The following is a 10,795-nucleotide window of genomic DNA, read 5'->3' on the forward strand; positions in this document are numbered from 1 at the left end:
TGCCAAGGGCGGCGGACAAGCTTACCGCCGTCATGTTTCGATAAACGTGAAAGGGAAAATTTCATGACCACCACTCCGGATACCCCCCCCACCAATGGCCGGGCGGGTCGCAAACGTTTCGTCGTATTGATCGTTTTTCTCCTCATCGTTGGAATCGGCATCCTGCAGTATGTGCGGGGCATGGGCCGGGTGTCCACGGATGACGCCTTTGTCGATGGCCGAATCTATCAGATAACGCCACGGGTGGATGGGTACATTTTGCAGGTTCTGGTGGAGGACAACCAGATCGTGGAGGAGGGGCAGCCGCTCCTGCTTCTCGACCCCGTAGGTTACGAAGTGGGTGTGGCCCAGGCACGGGCCGATCTTGCCACTGTCGAGGCGCAACTGGAATCCTTGCGCAAGGGTGTGCCCCTGCAAAAGAGTCAGACCGAATTTCAGGTTACGGGCGCGCGGGCCCAGCTCGACAGCTTGCTGCGCAGCCTGGATCAGGCTCGCCTGGAAGAGGCCGCTGCCAGGCAGATGGTGCTGCAGGGCGAGGCGGAACTCAAGAATGCGGAGCTTGGTTTTAACCGTCTTTTTGAATTGCGTCAGGGTGGAGTCGTTGCCGAATCCGCTTTGGACGAGGCCCGTTCCAGGTTGGACAGCGCCCGCGCAAAGACTGCCGCCGCCCGTGACCAGGCGGATGCGGCGGGGCGCAATCAGGCCTCGCTGCGTGAAAATGTGGCGCGCCTGCAAGCCAACATCGGCCTTGCTCAGACCGGGCATGAAGTGGTTTCCATCAAGTCTCTGGAGGTGGCGGCCCAGGAGGCGCGGGTGGACTTGGCCCGGGCGAAGGTGCGCAAAGCCGAGCTTGATCTGGGCTATACCCGCATCCTGGCTCCGGCTAAAGGGCATGTGACCAAGAAGCGGGTTCAGGTCGGACAGCTTGTGGCGGCAGGACAGCCCATCATGGCGCTTGTTCCCCTGCATCAGGACCAGCTCTGGATCACGGCTAATTTCAAGGAGACCCAACTGGCCAAGGTGCACCCCGGACAGCGGGTCTCCATCACGGTCGACACCTTTCCCGGCCGGGAGTTCTCGGGCCGGGTGGAGTCGGTTATGGCCGGAACCGGCGCGGTTTTTTCGCTCTTTCCCCCAGAGAACGCCATGGGAAACTATGTGAAGGTCGTGCAGCGCATTCCGGTCAAAATCGTTCTTGATTCGACCAATGCGACCGAGAGTCTGCGGCTGGGTATGAGCGTCGTCCCGACCATTCATCTGGATTAGACTCATGGCTGCTACGCGCGCCACGGGCAAGTGGCTGATCACTCTCAGCGTCATGATCCCGACGCTGTTGGAAATTCTTGATACCTCCATCGCCAACGTCGCGCTGGGACATATCCAGGGTTCCCTGTCCGCCGGTCAGGACGAGGTGACCTGGGTTCTGACGTCCTATCTGGTTGCCAACGCCATCGTCATTCCCATGAGCGGCTGGCTGGCCCGGATCATGGGGCGCAAGAATTACCTCATGGCCTCGGTGACCCTGTTCACCCTCGCCTCCATGCTTTGCGGCCTGGCCCAGAGTCTCGAATCTCTGGTCCTGTTCCGGATAATCCAGGGTATCGGAGGCGGTGGCCTGCAGCCCATGTCCCAGGCCATCCTGCTCGAGACCTTTCCGCCGCGGCAGCGCGGGCTGGCCATGGCCATCTTCGCCATGGGCGCGGTCCTTGGTCCCATCCTGGGGCCGCTGCTCGGCGGGTACATCACGGACAATTATTCCTGGATCTGGATATTCTACATCAACGTACCACTGGGCATTCTGTCCCTTTTCATGTGCTGGTCCTTCATCTTCGACCCGTCCTATCAAGAGCGCCGCGTGGCCGGGGAAAAGGTGGACTATCTGGGCCTTGCGCTCCTGTCTGTGGGGCTTGGCTGCCTGCAGATCGTGCTCGACAAGGGGCAGGGAGACGACTGGTTCGCTTCGCAGCATATTGTGATTCTGAGCGTCCTGGCCGTGATCTGCCTGTGCGCGCTGGTGTGGTGGGAGCTTCGGCATTCCAATCCGATCATCAATCTGCGCACTTTTAGGTACCGTAACTTTGCGGCCGGCAACGTGGTCATGTTTTTTGGATTCTTCGCGTTTTTCGGGTCAATTGTGCTCTTGCCCATGTATCTGCAAAACCTGATGGGCTATACATCCTATCTTGCGGGACTGGTCCTGGGGCCAAGCGGAGCCATCATGCTCCTGCTCCTGCCCGTGGCGGGGAAGCTCACGGAGAAGATCGACGCCCGTTTTCTGCTTTGCTTCGGCCTTACGGTCTCGGGGCTTTCTCTTCTGTTTATGTCCAATTTTACCCTGCAGATCGACATTGATACGGCCATTCGGGGGCGTAACATCCAGGCCATCGGCATCGCCTTTTTTTTCGTGCCGCTGTCATATCTGACCATGGCCTTCATCCCGCGCGAGAGCATGAACAGTGCCTCGGCCCTCTTCAATCTGCTGCGCAATCTGGGAGGTTCCTTCGGCACAGCCTTCGTGACCACGGTCCTGGCCCGCCGGGCTCAGGTGCACCAGCACCATCTGGTCGAACACCTGACACCATACGATCCCCCGTTCACCCAGGCCCGTGACGCCCTGGAAAAATTCATGGGGCTTGACCCTGTGCAGGCCGCGGGAGTCATCTACAGCCATGCGGTCAAGCAGGCTGCATACATGGCCTATGTGGACGTTTTTTACATCCAGGCCATGTTCTTCTTTGGATTGGCGATGTTCATGTGGATCATCAAAAGGCCCGACCACGGCACGCACATGCCCGAGGGCATGCACTAGGATCCGGGCTGGCGGACAGGAAGACGGCGCGGGTCTGAGTATCCTGTCGACCGGTTGGTAAAAAAAGAAAAGGGGGGCCCGGCCCCCCTTTTTCTGGTTGCAACGCAGGGCTATTCCTTGCTGATGGCTTCCACGGGACAGGCATCGATGGCTTCCTGGGCGCATTCGGCCTTGGAGTCCGGGGCCGTGACCATGGCTTTTTCTTCGCCGTCGATCATGGCAAAAACTTCGGGACAAAGCTCCACACACGTCTCGCAGCCGATGCATTCCTCGTGGTCGATTACTATGGCCATGATTCCTCCAGGTTCGGGTTGGGTTTTGTTTTTTCCATACAGCTTTCCAGATGGCCGTGCAAGCCACGGGGTGATTGGATTGAGCCCATGGTTTTTATTCGTTGGCATGAATCTGGCTCATGTTCAGGCGGAGGATTCCATGCGAGAACCAACACCAGAAATCATACGCGACGTGTCGGCGCGGCTTTCCCGCCCCGGGCATGGCCAGCGGGCCATGGCTGGCGCGGAAGAGCCCCTTGGCGGCGGTCATGGCCGGGATGGCGAGCGATCCGGCGAGAGCGCTTTTGGTCAACAGTTTGACATTTTTGCCCGGGAGCAGCAGTCACGGCCCGCCAGCTGGGTCATTTGCTGGTCGGACCTGATGATGACCATGTTCATCATGTTCGCCGCCCTGTATATTTTTCAGCTGCCCAAGATCCAATACAAGTCGGTTTCAGAGTTGTCCGTGCAAGCCCTGCCGCTGGGGACTCAGATGATTCCTCCCCAGGCCCAGGCCGGATCGATTCTGGATCGCCTGCATGACCGCCTGCGTGATCTTTTTGAGCGCGATGGCCTGCAGGACGTGATCGCGGTGCAGTCGGTTCCGGGAAAATCCCTGCACGTGGTGCTCCCGGGTGATTTTCTTTTTGAAAACAGCGGCACCGTCTTGCGCGGAGATGCCAAAAAAACGCTGCTGGCCGTGGGCGAAATCCTGGGCAGCGCGCCGCATGTCGTGTCCGTGGTCGGCCATGCGGCTTCCGATGGCGTGTCGGCGGGGTCCATGGGGCCCTGGGGGTTGTCGGTGGCCATGGCCTCCGATGTGGCCGATTTTTTGATACGTGACGCGCGCCTGCCTGCCGGGCGCCTGCTCGTGGCGGGGTACGGCGATCAGCGTCCGCTGGTGGATGGTGACGGGACCCGCGCAGGCTGGCGCGTGGAATTGATCTTGAGTTCGGAAAATCCGACGGAGCCTCTGCCCATGGTGCACGTCCCGTCCGGGGAAGGATTCCGGCAATGGCTCGCGGCATCGAAGCAGGGAGGGCAATGATGGACGGAAAATCGATTCTGGGCCTAGTGCTCTGCGCCGTGATCTTTGGAGCCGGATTCGTCATCAGCGGCGAAGTGGGACAGTATTTCAACCTGTCCGCGTTCCTGATCGTCTTCGGAGGCTGTCTGGGCACGGCCATCGCCAGTTTTCGGATGGAGCGCCTTGTCTATGTGGTCAGGGTGCTGCGCAACTCCTACCGCGCGCGGATGAAGGATCCGGCCGGCATAGTCGAAATTCTGGTCGACCTGTCGGTCAAGAGCCGGATTCGCGGGCTGCATACCCTGGTCGAAGACGAGCGCGAGACATCGATCATGTTTCTGCGCCGGGCCTTGGGTTTCGTGGTCGATAACTATCCAAGGGAGCAGACCACCGACATCCTGAACACGGAGATGTATTTCTTCAAGCAGCGCCGCGACGAGTCCGAGCGGGTGCTGCGGGTCATGGCCGACATCTGTCCGGCCATCGGACTGGCTGGCAGCGTGGTGGGGCTCATCGGAATGCTCTCGGGCGTCAACGATACGGGAATTGTCCTGGCGACCATTCCCATCGCCCTGACCTCCACCCTGTATGGCGTGATTCTGGCCAATTTCGTTTTCCTGCCGCTGGCCGCCAGAATTCGCGAGGTCACGGATCACGAACTCCTGCTGCAGAAGATCATCATCGAGGGCGTACGGGCCATTCAGAGCGAGCTCAACCCGCGGGTTCTCGAAGTGAAGCTCAAGTCCTTTCTCACTCCCTCGGCGCGAGAGGGGCAGCTTGTCTCCCTGGCGCGCATCAAGGAGCGTTTCCAGATCCGGGAGCGCGAAGAGGAGGCCCCGCGCATGGCCGCACCGGAAGAACTCGGGGTTCCCTTGTAAAGCTTCCGGTTAACTCGAAGGCGGGTTCTGGCTGGCCAGCGCCTTCAGAATCACGTCCCGGTCGACCATGCCGAGCAGACGCCCTTTATCGTCGGCGACAACCAGACGCTTGACCTTGTTGTTCACGAGGGTCCGGATGACTGCGCTCAAGGGGGTGTCCGGAGTCACGCTGAGTACTTCGCGGGACATGACCTCTCCGGCAGTGCCTTCGAGCGTCGCGGGCACGGTCTCGCGCCGGGTCAGGACGCCGAGGAGCCTGGCCACCAGCGTTGGAGAGTTCTGGCGCACGAAGCATTGCAAGAGATCCCAGTCGTGAATGATGCCACGAATCGTCCTGTCCGGGTCCACGATGACCACCCGGCGCAGGGGAGACGCGACCAGCTTTTCCAGAACTCCGGCCAGGGGGGCGTCCGGTGCGGCGGTGGGCACGTCCGTGTACAGAACGTCCCGGGCGCAGGCGTGCACCCCCGCGGGTAGGACATCGAGATGCGCCGCCACTGCCGAGGTCCGTCCAATGGCCGCCAGCACATCCGTGCGGCTGACGATGCCCATCAGCGTCCCGTCTTCGGCCGTGACCGGCAGGCGCTTGATGTTGCGTGCCGCCATCAGTTTCAGGGCGTCGGTGACCGTGGTCGTGATGTTGAGGCTCGTGACCGGGGCGGACATGATGTCGCGCGCCTTAAGTCCCTCGAATTCCAGGCAATGACTGTGTCTGTGGCGCAGTCCGTCCGGCACGTGCCCGTGCATGTCCAGCCGGAGGGGCATCCGCGCCCGGGACAGCAGGTCGCCGCCGGTGATGATGCCCACGAGACGCCCTGCCTCCATGACCGGGACCGCTTTCACCTCCCTTTTCAGCAGCAGGTCCACCACATCGTCCAGGGACGTCTGTGTGCCCACGGTAACAACCTGCTCGGTCATCACGTCGCGGATGCGCATGGGCAGGTGGAAAATGGCCTGCCCGTCCTGGACCACGATGCTCCCTTCCTCGACGAGAGCGTCGACCACGGGCAGAAAATCGGCGATGCGTGACGGCGTGTCCACAATCTCGATGATGATGGGCAGGTCCTCGGCCAGACGCAGGATTTTGGCCGTATGCAGAAGACTGCTCGCCCCGAAACCCATGAAGCCCCTGGAAACCGAAGCCCCTGCCATGCCGCGCTGACGGGCCTCGTTGACGATGACGTCATGGAGCGGCGAGCCGTTGTGCCGCACTGCCTCGCCGACGAAAATCTTGAGAATCTTCACGTCGATCAACTTGACCATCGGATGCCTCCCTTGATGAGCGCTGTCTGGAACCTGTTTCGTCCGCATCGGACCCGGCTATGCCCCCGGAGTGCACTTGTCGTGATTCCGGGCGGTTGCGAAGCTGCGTGTCTTTGGGCCAGACAATCCATTTGCGGCTGATGTTGCTTTGCCGCGTATTGGTGCGTGGTGGAAAGAGCGTTCCTTGTGCCGGAATCTGCGCGCTGGACTACTGTCTGGCCGGAAGCATGCCGATTTCGGTGATTATGGCCTGGTCGATCCTGCGGACAAGGTCCTGGTCTACGGCTTTGGAGTATATGATGTAACGAAGGTTGCCCTGAGGGATATCGTTCATCGCGCGCAACATGAAGTTGTTTCCGTGCATCTGGGCCGCTTGCAGGAGGATGTCAGCTTCCTCGGGCGGTATCAGCATGAAGTCGAAGCGCCGGCATTCGAGCATCTTGAGCAGACGGACCGAATCCGCAGCGACCTGCACCGTCTTGTGCTCGTATTTGGCCAGCATTCCGTCAAGTTGAGCGCCTTCCGAAAAACCCTGCACTCTTCCCAAAAAGAACTGCCCACTCTGCAGCAGGCCTTCGAGACAGTCGTACGGGCGGAATTTTTGCTCGCTTTCCCGCCGAAAGAACACCCCTGCCGGCCGGTTTACATAAATAGGCATGGAAAACTGGGCAAACTGTTCTCGCTCGGTGGTTTTGAACCAGCCCAGCGAAGCCGCCGGACGACCGCTTTTAATTTCATGCAGGATTCTTTTGGCGGGAACGAAGTAAAATTTGGGTTCAACCTTGGCCGAAGCCAGGACTTTGCGGGCAAGATCAACAATGATCCCAGAGGCCTGACCATTTTCAAGTCTGTGGTAGTAGGGAGGGTATTCGAAGTAGTAGATGTCGAGGGATTCTGCGATGCCGGGCTGGGGCCGCATGAGCAAGAGCACCGCGCCAAGGCACAGTAACGCTTTTTTCAGCATGGGCTCTCCCTGGGAATGAAGAGCGGGGTCGAGGCTTCCAGAGTTTGCCTTTTTCTCATGGCATTCTCATACGGACAGACAGGCTTGGTCGGCAATCATTTCTTTGTCTGATGCGTAAACGACGTCCTTGCCATGCCTTTCGGATTTGCCTGGGGCTGATTGAATTCCGTACGGCGGGATTTAGCGCGTTGGGCAGGCGGGAAAATTTGCGAAAAGAAAAAGGGTTGCAACATTTCTGCTGCAACCCTTTGACTTACTGGTGCCGAAGAGAGGACTCGAACCTCCACCGGGGAACCCCGACTAGACCCTGAACCTAGCGTGTCTACCAATTCCACCACTTCGGCGTGACGTGAGAAGCGTGTTTATGTGAGAGGTTTGGGTTTGGCAAGGGTTTTGTTGTCTTTTTTTCAAAATATTTTTTTTAATTGGTAATTTCAGTGAATTGGCTTGTATTGCGGATGTTTTTCTCCTTGCAGGGCCCGTGTTGAAGCCTGGGTTCTTTTGGTATAGAGGCAAGCCAGCTTGTTGCCTGGAGGAGAATATTTCATGCATTGCGTTACTTGGCCGGATCAGATCAGCGGCCTGGAAAAAGGGTCCTGCGTCACCATCGGCAATTTTGACGGGGTCCATATCGGACATCAGCGTCTCATTGCCCGGGTACGGGACTTGGCCGCCGGTTTCGGCCTGCCGTCGGTGGTAATCACCTTCGAGCCCCACCCCTTGCGTTTTTTCACGGGCAAGAAGACCCCGCCTTTCATTACCCTCTACGAACAGCGCTCCGAGCTCATCCGTGCCCTGGGCATAGATCATCTGCTCTGTCTCGAGTTCAATCAGGAACTGGCGAGCATGAGTCCCGAGGATTTCGTGCGCCGCATCCTGGTTGAGGGTCTGCATGTCAAGGAATTGGTCATCGGCTATGACTATGCCTTCGGCAAGGGCCGGGGCGGCAATTACGCGCTCTTGACTCGGCTCGGGCAGCAGTGGGGCTTCGGGGTCGAGCAACTCGAGCCCGTGATGGTCGATCAGGCCATTGTCAGCTCCACGCGTATCCGCGACCTGGTCGAGGCCGGGGATGTCTGGGCGGCGAAAGCCTTGCTGGGCCGCTTCTATCGCGTGTCCGGGACCGTGATTCATGGTCAGAACCGGGGCGGCCGCCTGCTTGGTTTCCCCACCGCCAACATGCATCTTGTCGACGAGCTTTTCCCCAAGACGGGAGTATACTGCTGCTGGGTCGAGCTGGACGGAGAGCTTCATCCGGCCGTGGCCAACATCGGCTACAATCCGACCTTCGGCAATGACGTGCTTTCCGTTGAGGTGCACATCATGGATCTGAACAGGGACCTCTACGACCGTACGCTGAAGGTGCACTTCGTGCAGCGTCTGCGCGGCGAGCGCAAGTTTTCCGGACTCGATGAACTCAAGGCGCAAATCGGCAAGGACATAACCCTGGCCCGGACCATACTGGCCCTGCCCGAAGCCAGACTGGTCTAAGGGCAAACTCATGCGTGCATTTTTCAGATCTTTGTTCAAGATTCCCATGGAGCTGGCTCACAGCTACCATTCCGTCCTGAGTTTCAAATGGCTGGCGCTCGGGATCGTGGTCGGGGCCATGACGGGTCTCGGGGCCGTGCTCTTCTATGTCTCCATTGAATGGCTGCAGCATCTGCTCCTCACGACATGGGCCGGTTTCAGCCTGCCGGTGCCGGCGGGTGAGAATCTGTTTTCAGGAGAGGCGGGAACTTTTCGGCCCTGGTTGCTCTTTGTCTTTCTGGGCGTGATCGGTCTTTTTACCGGCTACCTGTTGCGGCGTTTCGTGCCCCAGACCCGTTACGGCGGAACGGATGGGACCGACACCATGATAAAGGCTTTCCACCATCAGGCGGGACACATCACTCCGTCCGTGCCCGTCATGAAAGTCGGCACTTCCATTCTGACCATCGCCGCCGGTGGCAGCGCCGGACGCGAAGGCCCCATCTCCCTGCTTGGAGCCGGGTGCGGCTCCTGGCTGGCCGGGAAGCTGCGTCTTTCGGCCAAGGAGCGACGCATTCTGCTTCTGGCGGGGGCGGCAGGAGGGCTTGGCGCAATTTTCCGCGCTCCTCTGGGCGGGGCGCTCACTGCGGTCGAGGTCATCTACCGCGAGGACTTCGAGGCCGAGGCCCTGCTTCCTGCCATCATCTCCTCCGTGGTTTCCTATTCCATCTTCACCCTGGTTTTCGGGTCGGAACCCATTTTCGGGATTCCCAGGTTCGAGTTTTCCGAAATTCGCGAATTGCCCATCTACGCAATCCTGGGGCTGGTTTGCGCGGCTACGGGATGGTTCTATGTGCGCACCTTTCGCTTCATCAAATTCAAGGTGTTCTGGCCCCTGACCGACCGTTTCGGGTTCATCCCGGCGGTGGCTCTTGGCGGCTTAGGCATGGCCAGCATCGGCTACCAGTTCCCGGAGCTTCTGGGTGGCGGGCAGGGCTGGCTGGAGCTCGCCATGCTCGGCAAGCTGTCCGTGACCATGATGGCCGGGATGATCGTGGGCAAGACGCTGGCCACGTCCGTGGTCCTTGGCTCGGGCATGAGCGGCGGCATGTTCGCACCGGCCCTCTTTGTGGGCGGCATGAGTGGCGGCGTGGTCGGCACCTTGGCCCAGCGCCTGTTTCCGTCCGTGGTGGCCGAGCCGGGAGGCTACGTCCTGGTGGGCATGGCCGCCTTTTTTTCAGGGGTGGCCAATGCGCCCATTGGCCCCCTGGTCATGGTCTGCGAGTTGACACAGGGCTACGGCCTGCTTGCTCCGCTGATGCTGGCCACGGCCATCGCGCTGGTTCTGGGGCGGAACGTGTCGCTGTATGAAAATCAGGTCGACAACAAGTTCGAATCCCCGGCCCATGTCGGTGACGCGACCATCAACATCCTGGAACGTGAAAAGGTCGAGGCGCACTACAAGCCGAGCAGGGTGACCATCGTGGAGGAGGGGACGCATTTCGGCGCCCTGACAGACATCATCGTCAATTCCAACGAGCTCTGTTTCCCGGTGCGCGGCGCTGATGACAGGATAACCGGCATGCTTGCGGTGCAGGATCTGCGAAAGGTCCTGTTCGAGGACACATTGTGCGAATTGCTTGTCGCGGGAGATGTGGCCAGAAAGGTCGTTGTGTTGCGGCCTGACGAGGACCTCTACACGGCCCTGCTCAAATTTGTGGAGTCGGATCTGCCCCAGTTGCCCGTGGTGGATAGTGAGGACCCAACAAACGTGCTCGGAATGCTGGCCAGAGAAGACGTGTTTACGGCATATGCCAAGACCTTGAAGGACATGAAGGAGTTGAGCTGATTTTTGTCGTCGCCGTAAGCGAAGCTGGGCCGGCATGGGCTTGCTTTTGCCGGAAACGGGTACGCATGAACGACTTTGGTGACCGTGCTTCTTTGCACCAAAAAAATCCCCGCCTTGAGAGCGGGGATTCTTATTTCATGCGGCCCGGTAACGTGCCGGACAGTTAGACCTTGGCGGCCTGCAGTTCCTCGGTGGAGTATCCCCAGCTCACATTGTGCGGAGCAAGGAGTTCTTCGCGGAAGAAGCGGGGCAGCTGGTCGTCT

The 10,795-nt window shown here is 59.6% G+C and carries 8 protein-coding genes and 1 tRNA gene; 6 read left to right on the forward strand and 3 right to left on the reverse strand.

The features are described 5' to 3' along the window. Window positions 1-63 precede the first annotated feature (63 nt). Genes CVU60_14665 through CVU60_14680 form a run of 4 tightly spaced genes read left to right on the forward strand, consistent with a single transcriptional unit; the run spans window position 64 to window position 4,986 of the window. Complete coding sequence (locus CVU60_14665; protein ID PKN40757.1) at window positions 64-1,266, forward strand: HlyD family secretion protein; 1,203 nt, start codon at window positions 64-66, stop codon at window positions 1,264-1,266. A 4-nt stretch (window positions 1,267-1,270) separates the two neighbouring features. Continuing rightward, a complete protein-coding gene (locus tag CVU60_14670) occupies window positions 1,271-2,809 on the forward strand; it encodes an EmrB/QacA family drug resistance transporter (GenBank protein ID PKN40758.1) in 1,539 nt (512 codons plus the stop codon). Between the two features lie 54 nt (window positions 2,810-2,863). After that, on the forward strand, window positions 2,864-4,129 hold the full coding sequence (locus CVU60_14675) for a hypothetical protein (protein PKN40759.1): 1,266 nt from the start codon (window positions 2,864-2,866) through the stop codon (window positions 4,127-4,129). Beyond that, window positions 4,129-4,986, forward strand: a complete 858-nt coding sequence (locus CVU60_14680) for a flagellar motor protein MotA (GenBank protein PKN40760.1) — start codon at window positions 4,129-4,131, stop codon at window positions 4,984-4,986. The genes CVU60_14675 and CVU60_14680 overlap by 1 nt, the downstream gene beginning before the upstream one ends. Before the next feature lie 9 nt (window positions 4,987-4,995). Here the strand turns inward: CVU60_14680 and CVU60_14685 are convergent, their stop codons facing one another. The 3 genes from CVU60_14685 to CVU60_14695 form a co-directional block, all read right to left on the reverse strand. Beyond that, window positions 4,996-6,297, reverse strand: coding sequence for a signal transduction protein (locus tag CVU60_14685; protein PKN40761.1), 1,302 nt, complete (start codon window positions 6,295-6,297; stop codon window positions 4,996-4,998). Between the two features lie 160 nt (window positions 6,298-6,457). Further along, window positions 6,458-7,213 (reverse strand): hypothetical protein, encoded by a 756-nt coding sequence (locus CVU60_14690; protein ID PKN40762.1) that lies wholly within the window; start codon window positions 7,211-7,213, stop codon window positions 6,458-6,460. Window positions 7,214-7,470: 257 nt separating this feature from the next. Continuing rightward, a tRNA-Leu gene (locus CVU60_14695) sits at window positions 7,471-7,557 on the reverse strand. Window positions 7,558-7,759: 202 nt separating this feature from the next. Between CVU60_14695 and CVU60_14700 the strand changes: the two genes are divergently transcribed. Together CVU60_14700 and CVU60_14705 are read left to right on the forward strand one after the other, a co-directional pair. Then, a complete protein-coding gene (locus tag CVU60_14700; protein PKN40763.1) occupies window positions 7,760-8,704 on the forward strand; it encodes a riboflavin biosynthesis protein RibF in 945 nt (314 codons plus the stop codon). 10 nt (window positions 8,705-8,714) lie between these two features. After that, window positions 8,715-10,532: a chloride channel protein gene (locus CVU60_14705; GenBank protein PKN40764.1), complete on the forward strand. Its 1,818-nt coding sequence runs from the start codon at window positions 8,715-8,717 to the stop codon at window positions 10,530-10,532. Window positions 10,533-10,795: the final 263 nt, after the last annotated feature.

The sequence above is a fragment of the Deltaproteobacteria bacterium HGW-Deltaproteobacteria-18 genome, assembly GCA_002841885.1.
In the GTDB taxonomy this organism is placed as follows: domain Bacteria; phylum Desulfobacterota; class Desulfovibrionia; order Desulfovibrionales; family Desulfomicrobiaceae; genus Desulfomicrobium.

Bases quoted from the DNA above. Each gene is read 5' to 3' on its own strand.
- CVU60_14700 (PKN40763.1), top strand. From the start codon at position 7,760: ATGCATTGCGTTACTTGGCCGGATCAGATCAGCGGCCTGGAAAAAGGG.
- CVU60_14685 (PKN40761.1), bottom strand. From the start codon at position 6,297: ATGCGGACGAAACAGGTTCCAGACAGCGCTCATCAAGGGAGGCATCCG.
- CVU60_14690 (PKN40762.1), bottom strand. From the start codon at position 7,213: ATGCTGAAAAAAGCGTTACTGTGCCTTGGCGCGGTGCTCTTGCTCATG.
- CVU60_14705 (PKN40764.1), top strand. From the start codon at position 8,715: ATGCGTGCATTTTTCAGATCTTTGTTCAAGATTCCCATGGAGCTGGCT.
- CVU60_14680 (PKN40760.1), top strand. From the start codon at position 4,129: ATGGACGGAAAATCGATTCTGGGCCTAGTGCTCTGCGCCGTGATCTTT.
- CVU60_14670 (PKN40758.1), top strand. From the start codon at position 1,271: ATGGCTGCTACGCGCGCCACGGGCAAGTGGCTGATCACTCTCAGCGTC.
- CVU60_14665 (PKN40757.1), top strand. From the start codon at position 64: ATGACCACCACTCCGGATACCCCCCCCACCAATGGCCGGGCGGGTCGC.